Source organism: Serratia sp. ME47, from assembly GCF_903970925.1.
Classification (GTDB): Bacteria; Pseudomonadota; Gammaproteobacteria; order Enterobacterales; family Enterobacteriaceae; genus Serratia; species Serratia ureilytica.
This window is the reverse complement of record NZ_CAJCKE010000012.1, coordinates 52,396-77,675: the sequence shown is the minus strand read 5'-3', so window position 1 is coordinate 77,675 and position 25,280 is coordinate 52,396. Positions and strand designations below refer to the sequence as shown.

Here is a 25,280-nt window from a genome sequence, read left to right as displayed (position 1 = left end):
GCCGGGTGCGTTCCACCCGGTGCGGGCAGCGCGTGCCTGTTCGGCAAACACTTAACGGGAAACAACATGCGTAACGAAACGACACAACTCAGACGCGGACTAAACGCGCGGCATATCCGTTTCATGGCTCTCGGCTCGGCGATCGGCACCGGCCTGTTCTACGGCTCCGCCGGCGCCATCCAACTGGCCGGCCCGGCGGTGCTGCTGGCCTATCTGGTGGGCGGCGCGGCGGTATTCATGGTGATGCGCGCGCTGGGTGAAATGGCGGTGCATCAGCCGGTTTCCGGCTCGTTCGGCCACTACGCCAGCCACTATCTCGGCCCGCTGGCCGGGTTCCTCACCGGCTGGACCTACACCTTCGAAATGGTGATCGTCGCCCTGGCGGACGTCACCGCCTTCGGCATCTATATGGGGCTGTGGTTCCCGGACGTCGCTCAGTGGGTTTGGGTGCTCAGCATCATCCTGTTTATCGGCGCGCTCAACCTGTGCAGTGTCAAGGTCTTCGGCGAGCTGGAGTTCTGGCTGTCGCTGGTCAAGGTCGCCGCCATCGTGGCGATGATCGTCGGCGGTGCAGCGGTAATGCTGTTCGGTTTCGGGCAAACCCAGCACGCCACCGGCATCAGCAACCTGTGGCAACACGGCGGCTTTATGCCTAACGGCATCGGCGGCGTGGTCGCGTCATTGGCGGTGGTGATGTTCGCCTTCGGCGGCATCGAGATCATCGGCATTACCGCCAGCGAGGCGAAAGACCCCGCCAAAGTGCTGCCGAAGGCGATCAACGCCGTGCCGGTGCGCATCCTGCTGTTTTACGTGCTGACGCTGACGGTGCTGATGGCTATCTATCCGTGGAACAGCATCGGCCAGAACGGCAGCCCGTTCGTTGAGATCTTCAGCAACCTCGGCATCAGCTCCGCCGCCAACGTGCTGAACGTGGTAGTGATCACCGCCGCCATTTCGGCCATCAACAGCGATATCTTCGGCGCCGGCCGCATGATGTACGGCATGGCGCAGGACGGCCAGGCGCCGCGCAGCTTCACCAAACTGACCGCCAGCGGCGTGCCATGGATGACGGTGCTGGTGATGTCGGTCGCCCTGCTGTTGGCGGTGGTGCTCAACTACCTGATCCCGGAGAAGGTCTTCATGATCATCGCTTCGATCGCCACCTTCGCCACCGTCTGGGTGTGGCTGATGATCCTGCTGTCGCAGATCGTCATGCGCCGCACGCTGTCGCTGGAAGAAACGCGCCAGTTGAGCTTCCCGGTGCCGTGGTGGCCAGTGGCGCCGGCATTGGCGACCGCCTTTATGGCATTTGTCATCGGCCTGCTCGGCTACTTCGAAGAGAGCCGCATCGCGCTGTACGTCGGGCTGGTGTGGATCGCTTTACTCACCGTGGCTTACTGGCTGTGGGTGCGCAAGAAAGGCGGCGGCTCGCCGGTGAGCGCGGCAACGCAGCAGATGTAACGCTCGCTTCTGATAAAACCCGCTGCGGCGGGTTTTTATTGCGCTTTTGGCCAAACGCCGGCCATAAAAAAACCCGCCGCAGCGGGTTTTTATTTAACAACCGAATCGGTCGAACTTACTGGCCTTTAACTTCTTTCAGGCCGTTGAACGGCGCACGGTCACCCAGCGCTTCTTCGATACGGATCAGTTGGTTGTACTTGGCAACGCGGTCAGAACGGCTCATGGAACCGGTTTTGATCTGGCCAGCTGCAGTACCTACCGCCAGGTCGGCGATGGTTGCGTCTTCGGTTTCACCGGAACGGTGAGAGATCACCGCGGTGTAGCCGGCGTCTTTCGCCATCTTGATAGCCGCCAGCGTTTCGGTCAGAGAACCGATCTGGTTGAATTTGATCAGGATGGAGTTAGCGATGCCTTTCTCGATGCCTTCTTTCAGGATCTTGGTGTTGGTCACGAACAGGTCGTCGCCCACCAGCTGAATTTTGTCGCCCAGCACTTTGGTCTGGTAAGCGAAGCCCGCCCAGTCAGATTCATCCAGGCCGTCTTCGATAGACACGATTGGGTACTGTTTGGTCAGCTCTTCCAGGAAGTGAGTGAACTCTTCGGAAGTGAAGGCTTTGTTGCCTTCGCCGGCCAGCACGTATTTACCGTCTTTGTAGAATTCGGAAGCCGCGCAGTCCATCGCCAGAGTGACGTCTTTGCCCAGCTCGTAGCCCGCCGCTTTTACCGCTTCAGCGATAACCGCCAGCGCTTCGGCGTTGGAGCCCAGGTTTGGCGCATAGCCGCCTTCGTCGCCCACGGCGGTGTTCATGCCTTTGGCTTTCAGAACTTTCGCCAGGTGGTGGAACACTTCGGAACCGATGCGCACCGCTTCTTTCAGGGTCTTCGCGCCAACCGGCTGAATCATGAATTCCTGAATGTCGACGTTGTTGTCAGCGTGCTCGCCGCCGTTGATGATGTTCATCATCGGCAGTGGCATGGAGAATTTGCCTGGGGTGCCGTTCAGTTCAGCGATGTGCTCGTACAGCGGCATGCCTTTAGAGGCTGCGGCCGCTTTCGCTGCTGCCAGGGAAACCGCCAGAATGGCGTTGGCGCCGAAGTTGGATTTGTTTTCGGTGCCGTCCAGCTCGATCATGATCTTGTCGATGTTCGCCTGGTCTTTGGCATCTTTACCCAGTACTGCCTGAGCAATCGGACCGTTTACTGCAGCAACGGCTTTCAGTACGCCTTTACCCAGGAAACGAGACTTGTCACCGTCACGCAGTTCCAGCGCTTCGCGGGAACCGGTAGAAGCACCTGACGGCGCAGCAGCCAGGCCGACGAAACCGCCTTCCAGATGAACTTCGGCTTCAACAGTCGGGTTACCGCGGGAGTCGATGATTTCACGACCGATGACTTTAACGATTTTGGACATTAGGTTTTCCTCAGTACAAGTTAAACTAAAACTCCAGACAAACAGCGCGCGGTTCTCACCGCGCGCCGCCTACCAAATATTTTATTTCACCTGGCGCTTCTGATGCTCGCCTGCGGCTTTCACGAAGCCGGCGAACAGCGGATGCCCATCACGCGGCGTCGATGTAAATTCCGGGTGGAATTGACAGGCCACAAACCACGGGTGATTCGGCAGTTCAATGATCTCGACCAGCTTGTTGTCGGCGGAACGACCGGCGACACGCAGCCCTGCGGCTTCGATCTGCTTCAACAGCATGTTGTTAACTTCGTAACGGTGACGATGACGCTCGACAATGGTCGGTTCGCCGTACAGCTGACGCACCAGGCTGTTGTCGCTCAGGTTGCACTGTTGGCCACCTACGCGCATCGTACCGCCCAAATCGCTTTCTTCGCTGCGCACTTCGACGTTGCCGTCTTCATCGCGCCATTCGGTGATCAACGCCACCACCGGGTACTTACAGTCTGGCATAAACTCGGTGGAGTTGGCGTTCTCCATCCCCGCCACGTTTCGAGCGAACTCCATCAACGCCACCTGCATGCCCAGGCAAATGCCCAGGTAAGGAATGTTGTTCTCGCGCGCATAGCGTGCGGTCATCACTTTGCCTTCCACGCCGCGGTAGCCGAAGCCGCCCGGGATCAGGATCGCGTCCAGCCCTTTCAGCACTTCCACGCCGCGGGTTTCCACGTCCTGCGAGTCGATCAGCTTGATGTTCACGGTCAGACGGTTTTTCAGCCCGCCGTGCTTCAGCGCTTCGATCACCGACTTGTAGGCGTCCGGCAACTCAACGTATTTGCCGACCATACCGATGGTCACTTCGCCGCCCGGATTGGCTTCTTCGTAGATCACCTGTTCCCATTCGGCCAGGTTGGCTTCCGGCGCGTTCAGGCTGAATCGTTTACAAATATAATCGTCCAGCCCCTGAGATTTCAATAGGCCTGGGATTTTATAAATAGAATCAACGTCTTTCAGAGAGATAACTGCTTTTTCCGGCACGTTGCAGAAAAGCGCGATTTTCGCGCGTTCGTTAGCAGGAACCGCGCGGTCGGAACGGCAAATCAGCACATCAGGCTGAATACCGATGGAAAGCAGCTCTTTTACGGAATGCTGGGTCGGCTTGGTTTTCACTTCGCCCGCCGCCGCCATGTACGGCACCAGCGTCAGGTGCATGTACAGGGTGTGCTCGCGGCCCACTTCCACCGCCATCTGACGGATGGCTTCGAGGAACGGCAGCGATTCGATATCGCCGACGGTGCCGCCGATTTCCACCAGCACCACATCGTGGCCTTCGCCGCCTTCGATGATGCGTTCTTTGATCGCGTTGGTGATGTGCGGAATGACCTGCACGGTCGCGCCCAGATAGTCGCCGCGGCGTTCTTTACGCAGCACGTCGGAGTAGATGCGGCCGGTGGTGAAGTTGTTGCGACGCGACATTTTGGTGCGGATGAAGCGCTCGTAGTGACCCAAATCCAGATCGGTTTCTGCGCCGTCTTCGGTGACGAAAACTTCCCCATGCTGAATCGGGCTCATGGTGCCCGGATCCACGTTGATGTACGGGTCCAGTTTCATGATGGTAACGTTGAGGCCACGGGCTTCAAGAATAGCCGCCAGAGAGGCTGCGGCAATGCCTTTACCCAGAGAGGATACGACCCCGCCGGTCACAAAAATATAATTAGTTGTCATGCTGAACCTGAGAGTTTAGGTTTAAAGACGATGGAAGAACCAGGACGGGAAAGTAGTATACCCGAACCTCTCCTGACCTACAAACGATCGTTTTGCTGTCCATCATCTCGGCCGCCCTCCCGTGTTCATCAGGGTTTACTCCGCCGGCGCGCCCAAAACCCTCCAGGAAATACAAAGGGTTAGCGGAGAAAATTTCTTTTTACCGCCCCTCTCGAGCGATAAAACACCTTAGATTTCAGTTTGTTGGCCTTTTGCTGCCGACGGCAGCCCTGCGCCTGTGACCTGACCGTAAGCTTAACCGTTTCAGCTTGAGTGAACCTTGTCGTCGATCAACATTGTAGCGGCGGTTCAGCTTCCCTAAACCCGATTAGCCTGGGAGCGAGGCGCATCGGGTTAACGACTGATGTAGAGCCTGCGCTCAGGCATATCAATAATCACACGATGACCCCGCATAAAGCCCATCCCCAGCAGACCATCAAAACCCAGCGCCTCAGACGTTGGGCCTTCGGTAACGATGGCCAAATCGTTGTGATGCCGGCCCCGGCGATCGGTCAAGGTGAATCTGGTCACTCGGCAATCCAGGTTCTCGGCCTCAGGCTCAATGGAACGACAGCCGGAAAACAAGAGGCCAGCCGGCAAGCCTGCGGCAAACAAAAGAGAATGGCTGGCGCCGGTATCAACAATCAGGCGCAACGGTTTATTGCCAACGAAGGCCGTCACGCTCAGCCCCTCATCGGTCTGTTCGAATGGATATGAAGCCCATATTGCAATGTCTGAAGGCAGATGAGTCAACATTTGCAAGCGGTCGTTTTCGAAATCCATCAGCACCTTTCGATCGCGGAACAACCCAAGCCCCATCACTTCACTTACCGGCAGCTCGTTTCCCAGGCTGAGTCCCCAGGGCTTAAAACTCACCGCTTCGACGTCGTTAAACGGGATATTGCCAATGAACAGCCGACTAATCCGCCAGGCAGGCACCTGATTTTCACCGCCAGAGAGATCTCTCAACCGCCGAGGCGCCAGCCGCACCGCCTTCAGACTCGGTTGCTCTACCAGACGCTCCAGATCGTGTTGATAAAGGTGTATCCCTTCTGAGCTGCCGGTATCCAGCATGAGCGTGTGTAACCGGTTATCGATCTGCACATCGACTAATGGCAGCCTGCGTTCATCATACCGCAACCGCCCAACATCAGCAGGAGGAGACGCCATGCTGAAACCGGGGAAAAAACATGCTAAAAGCATTAGCCTCTTGATCATGACGCCACCTTCCTTTGTCTGCGCGGAACGTCCTTCATGTTCACCCGGCGCCATGAACGCCGGAAGCGCATCAGATTTCAGATTTCTTCACCTGTTGCCAGGCATCTTCCATCTGCTCCAGCGTGGCGTCTTCCAAGCGTAGCCCGCGTTGCTTGACGATCGCCTCCACCTCGCGGAAGCGGCGTTCGAACTTGCGGTTGGCCGCCTGCAATGCGTTCTCGGCCTTGTGGCCCAAATGGCGCGAGAGGTTCACCGTGGCGAACAGCAGATCGCCGATCTCCTCTTCCAGCTTGCTCTCATCGACCACCGCCTGGCGGGCTTCGTGCATCACTTCGTCGATCTCTTCATACACTTTGTCCAGCACCGGGCCCAGCGTGTTCCAGTCGAAGCCGACCGAGGCGCAGCGTTTTTGGATCTTGTGCGCCTTCATCAACGCCGGCAACGCCTGCGGAATGTCGTCCAGCACCGAGTGCAGCGCTTTTTCGGCGCGCTCGCCGGCCTTGAGCTGCTCCCAGCGCGCCGCCACGGCTTCGCTGTCTCCGCCCTCGGCGTCGCCGAAGATGTGCGGATGACGGCGCTCCAGCTTGTCGCTGATGGCAGTACACACCTCATCAAAATCGAACAGCCCCTGTTCCTGCCCCATCTGAGCGTAGAACACTACCTGAAACAGCAAGTCGCCCAGTTCGTCGCGCAGATCGGCGTAGTCCTGCCGTTCGATGGCGTCCAGCACTTCGTAAGTCTCTTCCAGCGTGTAGGGCGCGATGGTGGCGAAGGTTTGCTTACGGTCCCATGAGCAACCGTTCTGCGGGTCGCGCAGCGTTTTCATGATGTTCAGCAGGCGCTGCAACGAAGTGGATTGGGTCATAAAAAATCTCTGAGAAAATGGGGGCGCACGGACATGTCCGCCGGAACTGATGGAGTTCGGGCCGCATCGACCTCGGATGCGGCCCGAAAGGCGCAGGAGTTAGTTGCCGTGCAGACGCTTGGCGTCTATCACGTCCGGCAGCTGGTTCAGCTTCGCCAGCACCCGGCCCAGCACCTGCTGGTTATAAATTTCGATGTCCATATCGATGGTGGCCAACTGCTTCTTGGTATCACTGCGGCTGGCGACGCCCAGCACGTTGACCTTTTCGTTGGCCAGAATGGTGGTGATATCGCGCAGCAGCCCGCTGCGATCGTTGGCCATCACGCGCACCACCAGCGAATAACCGCTGGAGTAGCTTTCGCCCCACACCGCATCGACGATGCGCTCCGGCGCATGCGATTGCAAATCGGCCAGCTGATCGCAGTCCGCACGGTGGATCGAGATGCCGCGCCCCTGGGTGATAAAGCCGACGATGTCGTCGCCCGGGATCGGCTGGCAGCAGCGGGCGATGTGGTGCATCAGGTTGCCCACGCCCTCCACCACCACGCGGCCGTTATCCTTGTTGCGGGCCGGCGGCGGCGCTTTCTGCAGCACCAGCTGGCGCAGCGCCTCGCGATCCTGCTCTTCGGCGCTCGGCTTGTTGAACTTGCCCTGCAGGAAATTCACCATCTGGTTCAGGCGAATGTCCCCGCCGCCGATCGCCGCCAGCACCTCGTCCAGCGAGTTCATGTTGTAGCGCGGGATCAGCAGCTTCTCGGCCTCTTTCAGGCTGATGCCGAGGTGTTCCAGCTCGTTGTCCAACATCTGGCGGCCGGCGAGAATGTTCTTGTCGCGATCCTGCTTGCGGAACCAGTTGTGGATCTTCGAGCGCCCGCGGCTGGTGGTCACGTAGCCCAGGTTCGGGTTCAGCCAGTCGCGGCTCGGGTTCGGCTGTTTCTGGGTGATGATCTCAATCTGATCGCCCATCTTCAGTTGATAGGTAAACGGCACGATGCGGCCGCCGATCTTGGCGCCGATGCAGCGGTGACCAACGTCGCTGTGAATGTGGTAGGCGAAATCGAGCGGCGTGGAGCCGGCCGGCAGATCGACCACGTCGCCTTTCGGGGTAAAGACATAGACCCGATCGTCGAACACCTGGCTGCGCACTTCGTCGAGCATCTCGCCGGAGTCCGCCATCTCTTCCTGCCAGGCGATCAGCTTACGCAGCCAGGCGATGCGCTCTTCATAGCCGGAGCGCACGGTAACCCCCGCGCCCTCTTTGTACTTCCAGTGCGCGGCCACCCCCAGTTCGGCGTCTTCGTGCATTTGCCGGGTGCGGATCTGAATCTCGACGGTTTTGCCGCGCGGCCCCAGCACCACGGTGTGGATCGACTGGTAGCCGTTGGGTTTGGGGTTGGCGACGTAGTCGTCGAACTCATCCGGCAGATGGCGGAAGTGGGTATGCACGATGCCCAATGCCGCATAGCAATCCTGCAGACGCTCCGCCACGATGCGCACCGCGCGCACGTCGAACAGTTCGTCGAACGCCAGGTGCTTTTTCTGCATCTTGCGCCAGATGCTGTAGATGTGTTTCGGCCGGCCGTAGATCTCCACCCGAATGCCTTCTTTGGCCATCTCGGCGCGCAGCCCGGCGACGAAATCGTCGATGAACTGTTCGCGATCGATGCGGCGCTCATGCAGCAGCTTGGCGATGCGCTTGTATTCTTCCGGGTGCAGGTAGCGGAAGCAGAAATCCTCCAGCTCCCACTTCAGCTGGCCGATGCCGAGCCGGTTAGCCAACGGCGCATAGATGTTGGAACACTCTTTCGCCGCCAGCACGCGTTCGTCTTCCGGCGCGTCTTTCACCTCGCGCAGGTGGGCGATGCGCTCCGCCAGCTTGATGACGACGCAGCGGAAATCCTCCACCATCGCCAGCAGCATGCGGCGCACGTTGTCGACCTGTTCGGAGGCCATCGAATCGTTTTGGGTGGCTTTCAGTTGGCGAATGGCGTCCATGTCCCGCACGCCATGCACCAGGGCGACGATACCCTTGCCGAACGTTTCCGTCAGGATCTCTTCCTGCACAATGCCGGCATCCACCAGCGGAAACAGCAGCGCGGCGCGCATGCTGTCGTTGTCCATGCTCAGCGTCGAGAGGATTTCCACCATCTCCAGGCCGCGCCACAACAGCAGCGAGGCGTCGGGATGGTTTTGGGTCTGCTGCTCACAATAACGCCAGGTTGCGGCCAATCGCTCACATGACTGCGGGTTGGGTAGCCCCAAGCCGGCGATCCACTCATCGAGAGCGAACTCACCCGCCGTATTCAGATGTGCACTTCTTACCGCAACCATAACTTCTCCCTACTTTGCAGCGACCTCTGGCGCGCGCTCGTTGATAAACAGCGCCATTGATTCAAGATGCCCCGTGTGCGGAAACATATCCAACATCCGCACGCGCGCAAGACGATAACCGGCGTTCAACAGCACGTTGCTGTCGCGAGCCAGCGTGGTGGGGTTACAGGAAACATACACCACCCGCGCCGGCGCCAGTTTTACAATGTGTGACATCACCCCGGCCGCACCGGCGCGGGCGGGATCCAGCATCACCTTATCAAACCCTTGTGCTGCCCAAGGTTGCCGCTCAACGTCGTCCTCCAGATTCTCATGGAAGAACGACGCATTATTCAGCTTATTCTTATGTGCATTATATTGCCCATTCGCTACCAGCGTGGCAACACCTTCGATGCCCACCACCGCAGCGGCGCGGCGCGCCAGCGGCAGGGTGAAATTCCCCATGCCGCAGAACAGGTCCAGCACCCGATCATTGGGTTGAATGTCGAGCCATTCAAGGGCCTGCGCCACCATTTGTTGGTTTACGGCGTCATTGACCTGAATAAAGTCGCGCGGACTGAAGTCTAAGCGTAGCCCGTCAACCTGATAATACGGCGTTTCACCGCACAGTTTTTCCACCCGATCGCTGTCCGGCGCCAGATAAACGGCGACCTTTTCCCGCTCGCCAAACGCCAACAGCGCCTGGCGATCCGCCTCTTTCAGGGCATCGAGATGGCGCAGCACCAGCAGCGGGCCGTTATCCGCCAGCACCAGCTCCACATGCCCCAGCCGCCGCACCGCCTGCAGCCCGCTCAGGCAGGCGCGCACTGGCGCCAGCAGCTGTTCCAGCTCCGGGCGCAGCACCGGGCAGTGCTCCACCGCCACCAGCTCGCTGGAGGCCGCCTGTCGAAACCCCATCATCAGGCGCTGCAGCTTCGGCTGCCACGCCAGGCTCAGGCGGGCGCGGCGGCGATAGCCGTATTCCGGGCCGGCGAGCACCGGTTCCTGTTGCGGGGTTACTCCGGTTTCGCGGGCGATCATGCGCACCAGCGCCGCCGCCTTGCTCTGCTGTTGCAGCGCCTCATCCGCATGTTGTTGCTGGCAGCCGCCGCACACGCCGAAATGCGGGCAGCGCGGCTCCACCCGCTGCGGGCTGCGGCTCAGCAGGCGCTTGAGCTTGCCTTTGGCGAACTGGCGCTTGTCTTCGGTCAGCTGGATTTCCGCCTGCTCGCCCGGCAATACGCCCGGCACGAACACCGCTTTGCCGTCGTGGCGCGCCACGCCCTGGCCGAAAGGATCGAGATCGCTCACCGTCACGGTGAAGATTTGTGAGCTCTGCCGGGTCGTCACGCGGCGTTTGGGAGAGTAGAATTGCGCCATATTTGTCGATTGTGTGCTGGTTCATTAAGCTAGTGTCAGCTGTCAATTCTCCCACATTGGAATCCCATGACCAAATACAGCCTGCGTGCGCGCATGATGATCCTGATTCTGGCCCCGACCTTGCTGATTGGTTTGCTGCTCAGCACCTTCTTCGTGGTGCACCGCTATAACGAGCTGCAGGAGCAATTGGTCGACGCCGGCGCCAGCATCATCGAGCCGCTGGCGGTAGCCAGCGAGTACGGCATGACGTTCCGCAGCCGCGAATCGGTCAGGCAACTGGTCAGCCTGCTGCACCGCCGCCATTCGGACATCGTGCGCTCGATCACCGTGTTCGATGCGCAGAACAACCTGTTCGTCACCTCCAATTATCACCACAACTTCGCCCAGCTGCAGTTGCCGAAAGGCGTGCCGTTGCCCACCGAACTGATGCTCACCCGGCGCGGCGATTCGCTGATCCTGCGCACGCCGATCCTGTCGGAAAATCAGTATCCGGATGAAACCGCCGACGGCGGCAGCCACCCCGACAACAACCTGGGCTATGTGGCGATCGAGCTGGATCTGCAGTCGGTGCGGCTGCAGCAGTATAAAGAGGTGTTCGTCTCAACCCTGCTGCTGCTGCTGTGCATGTGCATCGCCATCCTGTTCGCTTACCGCCTGATGCGCGACGTGACCGGCCCGATCCGCAACATGGTGAACACCGTCGATCGCATCCGCCGCGGCCAGCTCGACAGCCGCGTGGAGGGCTACATGCTCGGCGAGCTGCACATGCTGAAGAACGGCATCAACTCGATGGCGATGTCGCTCACCGCCTATCACGAAGAGATGCAGCAGAACATCGATCAAGCCACGTCTGACCTGCGTGAAACTCTGGAGCAGATGGAGATCCAGAACGTCGAACTGGATCTGGCGAAAAAACGCGCGCAGGAGGCGGCGCGCATCAAGTCCGAATTCCTGGCCAACATGTCTCACGAGCTGCGTACCCCGCTCAACGGCGTGATCGGTTTTACCCGCCAGATGCTGAAAACCGATCTGAGCGCGACCCAGACCGACTATTTGCAGACCATCGAGCGCTCGGCCAACAACCTGCTGACCATCATCAATGACGTGCTGGACTTCTCCAAGCTGGAGGCCGGCAAACTGGTGCTGGAGCATATTCCGTTCGCCCTGCGCGAAACGCTGGACGAAGTGGTGGTGCTGCTGGCCCCCAGCGCACATGACAAAGGGTTGGAGCTGACGCTGGATGTGCACAACGACGTGCCGGAGCAGGTGATCGGCGACTCGCTGCGCCTGCAGCAAATCATCACCAACCTGCTGGGCAACGCCATCAAGTTCACCGAAACCGGCAATATCGATATTCGCGTCGAGCTGCGCAAACAGCTGGAGCGCCGGGTGGAAGTGGAAGTGCAGATCCACGACACCGGCATCGGCATCTCCGAACGCCAGCAGTCGCAGCTGTTCCAGGCGTTCCGTCAGGCGGACGCCAGCATCTCCCGCCGCCACGGCGGCACCGGGCTGGGGTTGGTGATCACGCAAAAGCTGGTGAAGGAGATGGGCGGCGACATCTGCTTCCACAGCCAGCTGAATCGCGGCTCGACCTTCTGGTTCCACATCACGCTGGATCTGAACGAGGGCATGCTGTCGCTGGCGCCGAACCTGCCGGATCTGAACGGCAAAACGCTCGCCTACATCGAGTCCAACCCGACGGCGGCACAGGCGACGCTCAACATGCTTAGCGTCACGCAGCTGGTGATCACCCACTCGCCGACGCTGGGCCAGCTGCCGTCAGGCCATTACGATTTCCTGCTGGCCGGCGTGCCGATCCCGTTCCGCGACAACATGGCGCAGCATCAGGACAAATTGTTGGCCTCGCTGAAGCTGGCCGATCGGGTCATTCTGGCGCTGCCGTGCCAGGCGCAGATCGACGCCGAGCTGCTTAAGCAACAAGGCGCGCTCGGCTGCCTGATCAAGCCTATCACCAGCACGCGTCTGTTCCCGCTGCTGAGAATGGAAACGCCCGATCGGCTCGCCGCCCCGCCTGAGCGCAAACGTCTGCCGCTGACGGTGATGGCGGTCGACGACAACCCGGCCAACCTGAAGCTGATCGGCACGCTGCTGGGCGAACAGGTGGAAAAAACGCTGCTGTGCGAGAGCGGTGAGGAAGCGCTGGCGCTGGCGCGCAACAACGTGCTGGATCTGATCCTGATGGACATTCAAATGCCGAAGATGGACGGCATTCACGCCAGCGAACTGATCCGCCAACTGCCGCACCACAACTCCACGCCGATCGTCGCCGTCACTGCCCATGCCGCCAGCGGCGAACGCGAGCATCTGCTGCAGGCGGGGATGGACGACTACCTGGCCAAGCCGATCGACGAGAAAATGCTGACCCGCGTGCTGTCGCGCTACCACAGCGGCGACGTGGAAAGCGCCGTCGCCGACGATGCCCCGCTGTCGCTCGACTGGCCGCTGGCGCTGCGCCAGGCGGCCAATAAGCCGGATCTGGCGCGCGATCTGCTGCAAATGCTGCTCGATTTCCTGCCGCAGGTGCGCGAACGGGTGCAGGCGCTGCTCGAGGGGCAACACGACGACGAGATCCTCGACCTGGTCCATAAGCTGCACGGCAGCTGCAGCTACAGCGGCGTGCCGCGCCTCAAGCAGCTGTGTTTCTACCTCGAGCGGCAGCTGCGCCAGGGCATCACCAACGACGAGCTGGAGCCGGAGTGGCTGGAGCTGTTGGATGAGATTGAACTGGTGATCCACGCGGCGCGCGCGCATCTGGCGCAACCGGCCTGAATCCTCATGCCATAATGCAAAAAGGCACGCCGTAGCGTGCCTTTGTTGCTTTTAGCGCCTGACGTTTATCACTGCGCCAGCAGGTACAGCTGGCTATCGCCGCGCTGAATATTCAACGCCAGCACCGACGGTTTGCTGTCGAGGATTTTACGCAGCTCGCCCAGGTTCTGGATCGGCTGTTGGTTCACGCCCAGGATCACGTCGCCCTTTTTCAGGCCGATGCGTGCGGCGGCGCTGCCGGCTTTCACGCTGTCGACCTTGACGCCTTTCACGTTGCCGACCTGGGTATTGCTCAGCTCGGCGCCTTCAATGCCGGTGTAGATATTGCCCGAGGCCACCTGGGTCTGCGCGCTTTGCTCCAGCGTGACGTCAATCGTTACCGGCTTGCCGTCGCGAATAATGCCCAGCGACATCTTGCTGCCGACCGGCAACGTGCCGATCTCCGCCCGGAACGAGGCGAAGCTGGAGATGGCCTTGCCGTTCATGGTGACGATCACGTCACCGGCCTTGATGCCCGCCTTCGCGGCGGAAGATTTCGGCATTACCTGGCTGACGAAGGCGCCGCGCTGCGCGTCGACCTTCATCGCCTTGGCCAGCTCCGAGTTCAGCTCGGTGCCCATGATGCCCAGCTCGCCGCGTTTCACCTGGCCATACTCGACCATTTGCGCCGTCAGGTTTTTCACCATATTGCTCGGAATGGCGAAGCCGATGCCGATGTTGCCGCCGTCCGGCGCCAGGATCGCGGTGTTGATGCCGATCAGCTCGCCGTTCAGGTTAACCAGCGCGCCGCCGGAATTGCCGCGGTTGATTGCCGCATCGGTCTGAATAAAGTTTTCGTAGTTTTCGATGTTCAGGCCGCTGCGCCCCAGGGCGGACACGATGCCCGAGGTGGCGGTTTCACCCAGCCCGTACGGGTTGCCGATCGCCACGGTGTAATCGCCGACGCGCAGCTGATCGGAGTCCGCCATCTTGATCGCCGTCAGGTTCTTGAAATCTTTCAGCTGGATCAGGGCGATGTCGGAACGCGGATCCTTGCCGATCACTTTGGCGTCGAAACGGCGGCCGTCGCTCAGTTGCACCTGGATCTTGTTGGCGTTGTCCACCACGTGATTGTTGGTCACCACATAGCCCTTGGCGGCATCGATAACCACCCCAGCGCCCAGCGCCTGGAATTTCTGCTGTGTGCCCTGCGGCTGCTGGCCATCCGATCCGGGCTGTTCAGCGCCCTGACACATCGGCGAGCCCTGGAACGGTGAACCGTCCTGGCAGAACGGCGAATCTTCACCGAAGAACTGTTGGAACTGTTGCGGCATGCGCGGCGTATTGACCGTGGTGCTGCCCTCAACGTTAATGCTCACGACGGAAGGCATCACCTTCTCCAGCATCGGCGCCAGGCTCGGCAACTGCTGGGTGCTGGAAGACGCGGTTTCAGCGGCGCTGGCCGTAACCGGGCCCATCGCCATACCGATGCTGAATGCCAGTGCGCTCAGAACTAATGCGGTTTTTTTCATCTGTGTGTCTCTTATAAAGTCGTTCAAAAAAGAATGGCTGTCTTGCGTGCTTATTCAGAGTTAATTAATAGCCCGAAGTTCCGGCACAGATGATTGGCAATAGTAAACAAATATTGTTCGTCTTTACAAAACTCGAGACAGCCAACCGGTTGGAATTGCTGATAATTATTCCTCCGCTTAATTATTCCGCCGCCATTAATCGACGATATTCATCATAGGCATAAAGGTCGGTCATTCCGCTGATATAGTCCTGCAATAAACGCGCGCGGAAATAATATTCCCGAATGGTTTGCTGCTCCGGCGATAAATGCTGCAGCCCTTCTACCGCTTCCACATAAGCCAGCCGATGCTTGGTGGACAGCTTGTGGAACAGGCGCGTTTCGATCGGGTAAGCGCGATGGCTGTCCTCGCGCACCAACCGGCTGAAGTCCGCCAGCGACATCGCCAGCAGCGGGCTGTAAATGTCCAGCAGGCCGCTGATCACCCGGTAGCCTTGCAGCTCGAGCTGCTCGACCTCCGGGTGGTTGAACACGTGCTTGAACGCCACATTTTTAAATATTTTCAGCAGCTGATAGGCCGGGCTGGAATCTTCCAGCAGCGCCTGATTGAAACTGCCCTGATAAACCGCGTCAAGATTGTCGATAAAGCGCTGCGCCGCGTGCGGCACCAGCCGCGCCACGGTAAACACCCGCAGATACATGAAGAACTGATCTTCCGCGCTGCGCCGCGCGCCGCCGCGGTCGATCTTGCGAAACGCGCTGGCGACGGTCTTGTCGAACAGATCGCCCGGCGCCACCTCGCCCCACTCCTGAATCAGGTGCTGATACAGCTGCTCGACGGTGAAAATGCTCTTCTCCACCGCGTCTTCCAGATCGGCCACGCAGTACGAGATATCGTCGGCGGCCTCCATGATGTAGGTCAGCGGAAAACGATCGAACTCGCCCATGTGCAGCTCGCGCCGCAGCCTATCGACAAAGGCTTCTTCCGCCAGATAATAGCCGGGCTTTTTCATCAAATAGCTGTGGCTGGCGGGGATGCCGCCCGCCCAATAAGCCGGGCGGGTGTATTTCAAAATGCAGCCGACCTGCGCGTAGGTCAGATTGAGTTTCAGCAGGCTGTACACCATGCGGATCGCCTGGGCGTTGCCCTCGAAATGGCTGAGATCCTGACGGATCCGGCTGCGCAGCCGGTTCAGATCGCTCTCCCCTTCATGCAGCCGCAGCGACGCGACCTGGCAGCGATCGTGACTGCCCGGCTCGCTGCCGCAGCTGGCAGGATCGAGCCGCTGGGCGAACCAGTCGTTGATCGCCGACTCGCCGAAGTGACCGAACGGCGGATTGCCGATATCGTGCATCAGACAGGCCATTTCCACGATGCTTTCAAACGGATCGAGCAGCCGGGTCAGGCCGAATTCATCGATCTTACCCGCCTGTTTGAAGCGGTTGAGGATCTCTTTGGCGATATGGCGCCCGACCTGCTGCACCTCCATCGAGTGCGTCAGGCGGCTGCGCACCGCCGCGTTGCGCTCCAGCGGAAACACCTGGGTTTTTTGCTGCAAACGGCGAATGGCGGCCGAGTTGACGATGCGCCCGCGATCGCTCTCGAACTGCCGCACGATGTCGTACTCTTCCTCGGCCTCGATCGGTTTGCTGAAAGGCCGTTGGAAGCTGATTTTTTGCTTGAAGTCGATCCCGGACATCTGTTTCTCCGCCGTTGCGCCCTGCCCCCGTGATAACAATTCCCGGCGGCGGATGCAACGCATTATCTCTGATACACAGCCATGATAGACTATGCCGCAATTCTCACGGCCAATCAGCGAGTGTTATTTATGAAAGTAGGCATCATCGGCGCAATGGAGCAGGAAGTCACCCTGCTGCGCGATCAAATCGAAAACCGTCAAACCATCCAGCGCGCGGGCTGCGAAATCTACACCGGCCAGATCGGCGGCGTTGAAGTGGCCCTGCTGAAATCCGGCATCGGCAAAGTCTCCGCAGCCATGGGCACCACCCTGCTGCTGGAGCACTGCAGCCCGGACGTGGTGATCAATACCGGCTCCGCCGGCGGCCTGGCCAGCACGCTGCGCGTGGGCGACATCGTGGTGTCGGAAGAAGTGCGCTACCACGACGCCGACGTCACCGCCTTCGGCTACGAGCCGGGCCAGATGGCCGGCTGCCCGGCGGCGTTCGTCGCCGACGACGCACTGATCGCGCTGGCGGAAAGCTGCATCAAACAGCTGGATCTGCACGCGGTGCGCGGCCTGATCTGCAGCGGTGACGCCTTCATCAACGGCGCCGAGCCGCTGGCGCGCATCCGCGCCACCTTCCCGCGCGTCGCCGCCGTGGAAATGGAAGCCGCGGCGATCGCCCACGTCTGCCATCTGTTCGGCACGCCGTTCGTGGTGGTGCGCGCCATTTCCGACGTCGCCGACAGCGAGTCGCACATGAGCTTTGACGAGTTCCTGGTGGTAGCGGCCAAGCAGTCTACGCTGATGGTCAACGCCATGCTGCAAACCCTGGCCAAGCGCGGTTGATGTGAGGCTGCGCTTCACCTCGGCGCTCTGGCTGCTGGCGTTCTGGCTAGCCCTGCCGGCCGGGGCCGCCCAGCGAGTGATCAGCCTGGCACCCAACGCCACCGAACTCGCCTATGCCGCCGGCATGGGCGAGGTGCTGGTGGCGGCGAGCGCCTATTCCGATTATCCGCCGCAGGCCGCCAGGCTGGAGCAGGTGGCCTCCTGGCAGGGCATCAACCTGGAGCGGGTGCTCGCGCTCAAGCCGGATCTGATCCTCGCCTGGCGCGGCGGCAATCCGCAGCGCGTGCTGGATCAGCTCGCCGCATTCGGCATCCCGATCTTCTATGCGGACGCCGATAATCTCGAAGGGATCGCCGGCTTGCTGGATAAGCTGGCGCAATACAGCCCGCACCCGGACCAGGCGCATCAGGCCGCCGCCGGCCTTCGCCGCCAGTTCGCCGCTCTCAGGCAACAGTACGCCGATAACCCTCCGCGACGCGTGTTGCTGCAGTTCGGCACCCAGCCGCTGTTCACCAGCTCCGGCGCCACGCTGCAGAGCCAGGTGTTGGCGCTGTGCGGCGCGCAGAACGTCTTCGCCGACAGCCGCACGCCTTGGCCGCAGATCAGCCGCGAGCAGGTGCTGGCGCGCCAACCCCAGGCCATCGTCATCACCGGCGGCGCGAAAGAGGCCGCCAATGTGAAAGCCTTCTGGGCGCCGCAGCTGCAGGTGCCGGTGATCGCGCTGAATGAAGACTGGTTCAATCGCGGCGGGCCACGGCTGCTGTTGGCGGCGCAGCAACTGTGCCGCCAGCTGGCGGAGATCCGCTGATGCTGGTGTTCTGGTTGGATATTCTCGGTACGGCGGTGTTCGCCGTCTCCGGCGTGCTGCTAGCCGGCAAACTGCGCATGGATCCGTTCGGCGTGTTGGTGTTGGGCGTGGTTACCGCGGTCGGCGGCGGCACCATCCGCGATATGGCGCTTGCCAACGGCCCGGTGTTCTGGGTCAAGGATCCCACCGATCTGGTGGTGGCGATGATCACCTGCGTATTGACGCTGCTGCTGGTGCGCCAGCCGCGCCGCCTGCCGAAATGGGTGCTGCCGGTGCTCGATGCCGTCGGGCTGGCGGTGTTCGTCGGCATCGGCGTCAACAAGGCTTTCGCGGCCGGTACCGGCCCGCTGGTGGCGATCTGCATGGGGGTGATCACCGGCGTCGGCGGCGGCATTATCCGCGACGTGCTGGCGCGCGAGATCCCGATGATCCTGCGCACCGAAATTTACGCCACCGCCTGTATCATCGGCGGCATCGCGCACGCCACGGCGTTTTACACCTTCAACATGCCGCTGCAACAAGCCATGATGCTGGGCATGGTCATCACGCTGGCCATTCGGCTGGCGGCCATCCGCTGGCACCTCAAGCTGCCCGCCTTTATTCTCGAACGCTGAGCCGCCGCCCTGCGGGGCGAATGCAGCCACGCGACGGCACAGCCGAATATCATCCACAACCCACCGGCCCAGGAGAACGGCGTGGCAGTGATCCTCGTGGAGTGGTAGGCATAAAAAAACCCGCCGGCTGGAAAGCAAGCGGGTTGATATTCTGACAGGCAAACTCAGATGCTGAACGACGAACCGCAACCGCAGGTGGTTTTGGCATTCGGGTTGGTCACCACGAAGCGCGATCCTTCCAGCCCTTCGGTGTAGTCCACCGAACCGCCAACCAGATACTGCAGGCTCATCGGATCGACCACCAGCGCCACGCCCTGCTTCTCGATGGTCATGTCGCCATCGTTGACCTTGTCGTCAAAAGTGAAACCGTACTGGAATCCGCTGCAGCCGCCGCCGGTAATGTAAACCCGCAACTTCAGGTTCGGATTTTCTTCGTCAGCAATCAGGTACTTGACCTTGTTTGCTGCTGCCTCGGTAAATTGCAGGGGCAGTGCCGTTTCATCACTCATACTCTTTACTCCCAACATTGTTCAGCATCAGATCGCGACCAAGGCTGCCTGATTAATATTAACGATTATCCGATACCTGAGTGTTGCGTTCAAGTATTCACCGCATTTGTTGTATTTTCTTTACTTGTTTTCTCCGCCGCTTCCCGCGCCAACTGCGCCTCCTGCCGTTGCAGGGTGCGCGCCAGGATCGACGAATACAGCGGCTTGCCGCCGAGCAGCTGCGCCACCACCGTAGCGCCGAGGCAGGTGATGATCATCGGTAAAATCAGCTGGTAGTTGTCGGTCATTTCCAGCACCAACACGATACCGGTCAGCGGGGCGCGCACCGTGGCGGCGAACAACGCCCCCATGCCGGCGATGGCGAAAGTGCCCGCCTCGATGCCGTACTGCGGGAACAAATGCGCCCCCGCCAGCCCGAAGGCGGTGCCGAACAGCGTGCCCAGCGCCAGCATCGGCGCAAAGATGCCGCCCGGCGCGCCGGAACCGAAGCACAGCAGCGTGGTGAAGATGCGGGTAATGAAAATGAACATCAACATGCCGACGCTGTAATTGCCCGCCGCGGCGATCGGGATCAGCCCAAAGCCGCCGCCCGCCGCCTCCGGCTGGATCAGCCCCAGAATGCCGCACACGCCGCCGAGCAGCCCGCCCATCAGCAGCACATTGCGCATTCTGCCGCCGTGCAGGCGCGCGAACATGTCCTGAGTGCGAAAGATCAGCGCGTTGAATCCCACACCCACCGCGCCGAATATCGCGCCCAGCACCAGATAGAGCCACAAGGTGTTGATGGGCGCCGAGGCGAGTTTGCCGACCGCGATCACCGAGCCTTGGCCGTTGAACAGCTGGAACACCACGCTCGACATGATAACGCCGATAAACACCGCTTTAATCGAGATCAGGTTGTAGCGAAACTGCGGCCGCATCTCTTCGATGATAAACAGAATGCCGGCCAGCGGCGCGTTGAACGCGGCGGACAGCCCGGCGGCGGCCCCGGTCGCCAGCAGCGAATGGCGCGCCTCGGCGCCGCGAATGCGCAGCACGTCCAATACCATGCGCCCGACGTTGCCGCCCATCTGCACCGTAGGCCCTTCGCGCCCCAGCACCATGCCCGCCCCCAGCGTTCCCATGCCGCCGATGAATTTCACCGGTATCACGCGCCACCAGCGCACCGGCCGCAGCTCCTCCAGCGCGCCTTCGATCTCCGGGATGCCCGAACCGCCCGCCTCAGGCGCAAAGCGCCGCACCAGGTAATAACCCAGCGCCGCCAGCGCGGCGGACAAGATAAACGCCAGCGGCCACACCAGGATCCAGAAGTCGGCGACCTGCGCCAGCGAAGCCAGCCGCTGCTGCTGCACCCACTCAACCGCTTTATCGAAGGCCACGCCGAGCAAACCGGCCAGCGTCCCCACCAACGCGGCCATCAACAGGATCGCCACCGGCGTTTTATCGCGGCGGATAAACTGGCGCACCGCATCGCTGCGGCTAAGACGCGGGCTCAACGTCCCGACTGGCTGTGATTGTGATTCTGTCATCGCGAGTGATTCGTCAGGTAATTTGTAATACAAATAGGCAGGGCGATAATTCTACCCCAACCCGGCGGCGGGCGCTGCCGTTAATGGTATCTGACTGTGATCGTTTCATAACGCGGCGCTCTCCTCTAGAATAGCGCGGTCAAATCATTCAAAAGAGAATCCAGGAGCCGATTTATGAGCCTACACAGCAAGTCCGAAAGTCTGTACGCCCAGGCGCAACAGTTGATCCCCGGCGGGGTAAACTCTCCGGTGCGTGCATTCACCGGCGTGGGCGGTGTGCCGCTGTTTATCGAGCGTGCAGACGGGGCTTACCTGTTCGATGCCGACGGCAAGGCCTATATCGACTATGTCGGTTCCTGGGGACCGATGGTGCTGGGGCATAACCACCCGGCGATCCGCGACGCGGTGATCGAAGCGGCGCAGCGCGGCCTGAGCTTCGGCGCGCCGACCGAGATGGAAGTCAAAATGGCGCAGCTGGTCACCGAGCTGGTGCCGACGATGGATATGGTGCGCATGGTGAACTCGGGCACCGAAGCCACCATGAGCGCCATCCGCCTGGCGCGCGGCTATACCAACCGCGATAAAATCATCAAGTTCGAAGGCTGCTACCACGGCCACGCCGACTGCCTGCTGGTGAAAGCCGGCTCCGGCGCGCTGACCCTCGGCCAGCCGAACTCACCGGGCGTGCCGGCCGACTTCGCCAAACACACCCTGACCTGCACCTATAACGATCTGGATTCGGTGCGCGCCGCCTTCGAACAGTACCCGTCCGAGATCGCCTGTATCATCGTCGAGCCGGTCGCCGGCAACATGAACTGCGTGCCGCCGCTGCCGGAATTCCTGCCGGGCCTGCGCGCCCTGTGCGACAAGTACGGCGCGCTCTTGATCATCGACGAAGTGATGACCGGCTTCCGCGTCGCGCTGGCCGGCGCGCAATCCTATTACGGCGTCGAGCCGGATCTGACCTGCCTCGGCAAAATCATCGGCGGCGGCATGCCGGTGGGCGCCTTCGGCGGCCGTCGCGAGGTGATGGACGCGCTGGCGCCCACCGGCCCGGTCTACCAGGCGGGCACCCTGTCCGGCAACCCGATCGCCATGGCGGCGGGCTACGCTTGCCTGACCGAAGTGTCGCAGGTCGGCGTGCATCAGACGCTGACCGAACTGACCGAGATGCTGGCCGCTGGCCTGCTGCACGCGGCGCAGGAAGAGAATATTCCGTTGGTGGTCAACAACGTCGGCGGCATGTTTGGCCTGTTCTTCACCGACGCGCCGGCGGTCACCTGCTACCAGGACGTGATGCAGTGCGACGTGGAACGCTTCAAGCGCTTCTTCCACCTGATGCTGGAAGAGGGGGTGTATCTCGCGCCGTCCGCCTTCGAAGCGGGTTTCATGTCCGTGGCGCACAGCAAGGAAGACATCCAGCGCACCATCGACGCCGCGCGTCGCTGCTTCGCCAAGCTGTAATCCCGGCCGGATGGCCAAAAAGAAACGGGCGCCGAGGCGCCCGTTTTGTTTTTCACGGCGGTTTACAGCAGCGTGCCGTAAATGGTCAACAGCGCCACCACCACCACGATGATCATCGTCACCTTGCGCGCCAGCGTCACCGCCGCCCGCGGCGTTTGCACCGGATCCATATGCGGATCGCGCGCCAGCGAGAACTGCGCCAGCCGCGTCAACACCTGATACGACGACGAATGCCGATCGCCGAGCGAGGCGAACCAGGCCGGCAACGCGCGCTCGCCGTGGCCGAACAACGCATAGGCCACCCCGGCCAAACGCACCGGGATCCAGTCCAGCCAGTTCAGCAGATGATCGATGCCCGACTGCGAACGCTCCAGCGGCGTATTGTGGCGCGCCAGCCAGGTTTGATAGGCGCGAAGGAAGGCATATCCCGCCAGCGCGATCGGCCCGTACGGCCCAAAGACCACGAACCAGAACAGCGGCGCCAGGTAATAACGGAAGTTGACCCACAGCAGCGCGTTTTGCAGCTCGCGCAGACGCAGCTCTTCACTGCAGTCCACCGGCAAACCGTGGATCAACGCCAGCTCTTCCGCCATCTGATCGCTGGCATGGGTATCCCCCTGCCGCGCCGCTTTCAGGTAGGCGCGATAGTGTTTGCGCTTGATGCCGGCGCCGACGCACAGCAGATCGATGACGATCCACAGCAGCAGCGTCACCACGCCGAAGAATAACCCGTGCGACAACCACAGAACGCCCCAGACGATCACCATCCAGGCGGCGGTCATCGCCAGCGTCTGCGCCAGCGAAACCCGATGCAGCCGCTGAAATACCACTTCGAGGCGATGATCCAGCTGCCAGTGTTCCCCCAGCTTGAACAGGCGCTCCCAGGCCAAAACCAGCAACAGCGTAAACAGCGTCATTAGCGATTCCTCTCCCTTTTTCTTGTCTCAAGCATAGCGTCGGCGGGCGCGCCGCGTTGTTCCAGAGATGCCAGATAGCGATCCCAATCGAACGCCGGCCCGGGATCGGTTTTGCGGCCGGGGGCGATATCGCAATGCCCGGCGATATGCGCCGCCAACGGCGGATAATGTTCGGCCAGCAGCGCGGTGACCGCCTGCAGCGTGCGATATTGCGCCTCGGTGTAGGCTAACTGGTCGGTGCCTTCCAGCTCGATGCCGATGGAGAAATCGTTGCACCGTTCGCGCCCCTGATACAGAGAAACGCCCGCGTGCCACGCGCGCTGGTCGAAGGGCACATACTGCACGATCTCCCCGTCGCGGCGGATCAGGCAGTGCGCAGACACTCGCAGCTGATGGATCTCGGCGAAATAAGGGTGCTGCGCGGGATCGAGCGTGCCGGTGAACAGCTGGTCGATATAGGGGCCACCGAATTCGCCGGGCGGCAGGCTGATGTTATGGATGACCAGCAGCGAGGGCGGCTCGTCATCCGGGCGCCGATCGCAGTGCGGCGAAACCACTCGCGTCACCCCGACAATCCAGCCATTTTCCAACTGCATCAGACACCTCTCTGCGGTGGTACTTATTCCTGCAACAGAGTAGCATGTTCCCCTACGAACTAACCGTCCATTTCGGAGTTTTCCATGCCGACACGCCGCTACAGTGCCGACCGTCGCCGCACCGAGCTTCTTGAACGTATTGAAAGTGATATTCCCTATTCCGTCGCCCAGGCGCTGCGCGAAGACCTGGGAGGTGAAGTTGACGCCGGGCGCGATATTACCGCGCAATTGTTACCGGCGGACAAGCAGGCCGAAGCCACCGTCATTACCCGCGAAGCCGGCGTGTTCTGCGGCCGCCGCTGGCTGAACGAAGTCTTTATTCAGTTGGGCAACCAGGTGCAGGTGGAGTGGCTGGTGGCAGACGGCGACCGTCTGATACCGAACCAACCGCTTTGCCGTCTGCGCGGCCCTGCGCGGGTGCTGTTGACCGGCGAGCGCACCGCGCTGAACTTTGTGCAGATGCTCTCCGGCGTGGCGACCGAGGTCAGCCGCTACGTGGCTCTGCTGGAAGGCACCCAGACTCGCCTGCTCGATACCCGCAAGACCTTGCCCGGCCTGCGCACCGCGCTGAAATACGCCGTGCTGTGCGGGGGCGGCAGCAACCACCGGCTGGGGCTGTCCGATGCCTTCCTGATCAAGGAAAACCACATCATCGCCTCCGGCTCGATCAAAAACGCGGTGGAAAAAGCCTTCTGGCTGCACGCCGACGTGCCGGTGGAAGTGGAAGTCGAGTCGCTCGATGAGCTGCAGCAGGCGCTGGACGCCGGCGCCGACATCATCATGCTGGACAACTTCAGCGTCGAGATGATGCGTCAGGCGGTCGCCCAAACCCAGGGCCGCGCCCAGCTGGAGGTGTCCGGCAACGTCACCAGCGAGACGCTGCGCACCTTCGCCGAGACCGGCGTGGATTACATTTCGGTCGGCGCGCTGACCAAACATGTGACCGCGCTCGATCTGTCGATGCGCTTCAAATGATCCCCTCGCCCCCGGCCGCCGCCGGGGGCGTTACCGCAGATTTGCGAAGCCCCTCGCACCGTTTTTCCCTCCGCTGCAAACGACATCAATACTGATGGAAGCACGCCGAGAAACGCGTAAAACCCGCTCGCCGTTCCCCCGCGCAAACCGCTACCGTTGTTTTCCACACCCTTATGGAGGAAACAACGCATGGAAACGCAACGCGGCTTTAGCCTGATCGAACTGATGGTGGTGATCGCCATCATCGCCATCCTCAGCGCCATCGGCATTCCCGCCTACCAGCGCTACATCCAGAAAGCGGCGATGACCGACATGCTGCAAACCATGGCGCCATATAAGCTGGCGGTCGAGTTGTGCGTGCTGGATGAAGGCGCGCCCGCCGGCTGTGAAGCCGGCAGCAAAGGCATTCCCAGCGGCGGCGCGTCGCGTTACGTCAGCGGGGTGAAAGTCGTTAAAGGCGTCATCACGTTGACCGGCGCCCAAACGCTGCAGGGGCTGGCGGTGGCGTTAACCCCCAAGTCGAACGCCGATGGGCTGACCCGCTGGACCCGGCTGTGCAGCAGCGAAAACGCGACGCTGGTTGAGGTGTGCCGGGAAGTCTTCCGCTTCGACGACGCGGCGGAGTAACGGC

General features: G+C 61.0%; 20 protein-coding genes. 8 read left to right on the top strand and 12 right to left on the bottom strand.

Going from position 1 to position 25,280, the window contains the following annotated elements:
* The first annotated feature begins 66 nt into the window (after positions 1-66).
* A complete protein-coding gene (locus H7A77_RS13730) occupies positions 67-1,461 on the top strand; it encodes an amino acid permease (protein ID WP_182074313.1) in 1,395 nt (464 codons plus the stop codon).
* A 115-nt stretch (positions 1,462-1,576) separates the two neighbouring features.
* On the opposite strand, the gene eno is transcribed toward H7A77_RS13730, so the two are convergent.
* The 6 genes from eno to rlmD form a co-directional block, all read right to left on the bottom strand.
* On the bottom strand, positions 1,577-2,872 hold the full coding sequence (gene eno, locus H7A77_RS13725; RefSeq protein ID WP_004932670.1) for a phosphopyruvate hydratase: 1,296 nt from the start codon (positions 2,870-2,872) through the stop codon (positions 1,577-1,579).
* Positions 2,873-2,953: 81 nt separating this feature from the next.
* Positions 2,954-4,591 carry a glutamine hydrolyzing CTP synthase gene (gene pyrG / locus H7A77_RS13720; protein ID WP_004932674.1) on the bottom strand — a complete coding sequence of 546 codons (1,638 nt, stop codon included), beginning with the start codon at positions 4,589-4,591 and terminating at the stop codon, positions 2,954-2,956.
* 393 nt (positions 4,592-4,984) lie between these two features.
* Complete coding sequence (locus H7A77_RS13715) at positions 4,985-5,848, bottom strand: hypothetical protein (protein WP_182074312.1); 864 nt, start codon at positions 5,846-5,848, stop codon at positions 4,985-4,987.
* A 70-nt stretch (positions 5,849-5,918) separates the two neighbouring features.
* Positions 5,919-6,713, bottom strand: coding sequence for a nucleoside triphosphate pyrophosphohydrolase (gene mazG / locus H7A77_RS13710; protein WP_033651657.1), 795 nt, complete (start codon positions 6,711-6,713; stop codon positions 5,919-5,921).
* A gap of 99 nt (positions 6,714-6,812) precedes the next feature.
* Positions 6,813-9,044 carry a GTP diphosphokinase gene (relA, locus tag H7A77_RS13705; RefSeq protein WP_147880083.1) on the bottom strand — a complete coding sequence of 744 codons (2,232 nt, stop codon included), beginning with the start codon at positions 9,042-9,044 and terminating at the stop codon, positions 6,813-6,815.
* Positions 9,045-9,053: 9 nt separating this feature from the next.
* Complete coding sequence (gene rlmD, locus H7A77_RS13700; protein WP_182074311.1) at positions 9,054-10,403, bottom strand: 23S rRNA (uracil(1939)-C(5))-methyltransferase RlmD; 1,350 nt, start codon at positions 10,401-10,403, stop codon at positions 9,054-9,056.
* A gap of 66 nt (positions 10,404-10,469) precedes the next feature.
* Here rlmD and barA point away from each other — a divergent pair, with 66 nt between their 5' ends.
* Positions 10,470-13,196, top strand: a complete 2,727-nt coding sequence (gene barA / locus H7A77_RS13695) for a two-component sensor histidine kinase BarA (RefSeq protein ID WP_033641870.1) — start codon at positions 10,470-10,472, stop codon at positions 13,194-13,196.
* A gap of 68 nt (positions 13,197-13,264) precedes the next feature.
* Here barA and degP read toward each other — a convergent pair whose 3' ends face one another.
* A complete protein-coding gene (gene degP, locus H7A77_RS13690) occupies positions 13,265-14,707 on the bottom strand; it encodes a serine endoprotease DegP (RefSeq protein ID WP_147838124.1) in 1,443 nt (480 codons plus the stop codon).
* Positions 14,708-14,888: 181 nt separating this feature from the next.
* Positions 14,889-16,406 (bottom strand): dGTPase, encoded by a 1,518-nt coding sequence (dgt, locus tag H7A77_RS13685; RefSeq protein ID WP_072626739.1) that lies wholly within the window; start codon positions 16,404-16,406, stop codon positions 14,889-14,891.
* A 129-nt stretch (positions 16,407-16,535) separates the two neighbouring features.
* Here dgt and mtnN point away from each other — a divergent pair, with 129 nt between their 5' ends.
* Genes mtnN through H7A77_RS13670 form a run of 3 tightly spaced genes read left to right on the top strand, consistent with a single transcriptional unit; the run spans position 16,536 to position 18,659 of the window.
* Positions 16,536-17,237, top strand: coding sequence for a 5'-methylthioadenosine/S-adenosylhomocysteine nucleosidase (mtnN, locus tag H7A77_RS13680; protein WP_019455094.1), 702 nt, complete (start codon positions 16,536-16,538; stop codon positions 17,235-17,237).
* 1 nt (position 17,238) lies between these two features.
* Positions 17,239-18,045: a vitamin B12 ABC transporter substrate-binding protein BtuF gene (btuF, locus tag H7A77_RS13675; protein WP_046688235.1), complete on the top strand. Its 807-nt coding sequence runs from the start codon at positions 17,239-17,241 to the stop codon at positions 18,043-18,045.
* On the top strand, positions 18,045-18,659 hold the full coding sequence (locus tag H7A77_RS13670; RefSeq protein WP_033641866.1) for a TRIC cation channel family protein: 615 nt from the start codon (positions 18,045-18,047) through the stop codon (positions 18,657-18,659). Before btuF ends, H7A77_RS13670 begins: the two co-directional genes overlap by 1 nt.
* A gap of 164 nt (positions 18,660-18,823) precedes the next feature.
* Here the strand turns inward: H7A77_RS13670 and erpA are convergent, their stop codons facing one another.
* Both erpA and clcA read right to left on the bottom strand, forming a co-directional pair.
* Positions 18,824-19,168: an iron-sulfur cluster insertion protein ErpA gene (gene erpA / locus H7A77_RS13665; RefSeq protein ID WP_033641865.1), complete on the bottom strand. Its 345-nt coding sequence runs from the start codon at positions 19,166-19,168 to the stop codon at positions 18,824-18,826.
* 89 nt (positions 19,169-19,257) lie between these two features.
* The gene (clcA, locus tag H7A77_RS13660) at positions 19,258-20,697 is read right to left on the bottom strand and encodes a H(+)/Cl(-) exchange transporter ClcA (protein ID WP_033641864.1); all 1,440 of its coding nucleotides are present in this window, start codon (positions 20,695-20,697) and stop codon (positions 19,258-19,260) included.
* Between the two features lie 174 nt (positions 20,698-20,871).
* Between clcA and hemL the strand changes: the two genes are divergently transcribed.
* Positions 20,872-22,161: a glutamate-1-semialdehyde 2,1-aminomutase gene (gene hemL, locus H7A77_RS13655; RefSeq protein WP_015376661.1), complete on the top strand. Its 1,290-nt coding sequence runs from the start codon at positions 20,872-20,874 to the stop codon at positions 22,159-22,161.
* 62 nt (positions 22,162-22,223) lie between these two features.
* Here the strand turns inward: hemL and ampE are convergent, their stop codons facing one another.
* Together ampE and ampD are read right to left on the bottom strand one after the other, a co-directional pair.
* Positions 22,224-23,078, bottom strand: a complete 855-nt coding sequence (ampE, locus tag H7A77_RS13650) for a beta-lactamase regulator AmpE (RefSeq protein WP_182074310.1) — start codon at positions 23,076-23,078, stop codon at positions 22,224-22,226.
* Positions 23,078-23,674, bottom strand: coding sequence for a 1,6-anhydro-N-acetylmuramyl-L-alanine amidase AmpD (ampD, locus tag H7A77_RS13645; RefSeq protein WP_025301585.1), 597 nt, complete (start codon positions 23,672-23,674; stop codon positions 23,078-23,080). The genes ampE and ampD overlap by 1 nt, the downstream gene beginning before the upstream one ends.
* 84 nt (positions 23,675-23,758) lie before the next feature.
* On the opposite strand from ampD, the gene nadC reads away from it, so the two are divergent.
* Positions 23,759-24,649: a carboxylating nicotinate-nucleotide diphosphorylase gene (gene nadC, locus H7A77_RS13640; RefSeq protein ID WP_025301584.1), complete on the top strand. Its 891-nt coding sequence runs from the start codon at positions 23,759-23,761 to the stop codon at positions 24,647-24,649.
* A 189-nt stretch (positions 24,650-24,838) separates the two neighbouring features.
* Entirely contained in the window at positions 24,839-25,276 is a 438-nt protein-coding gene (ppdD, locus tag H7A77_RS13635; RefSeq protein ID WP_182074309.1) for a prepilin peptidase-dependent pilin, read from the top strand.
* The last annotated feature ends 4 nt before the right edge of the window (positions 25,277-25,280 follow it).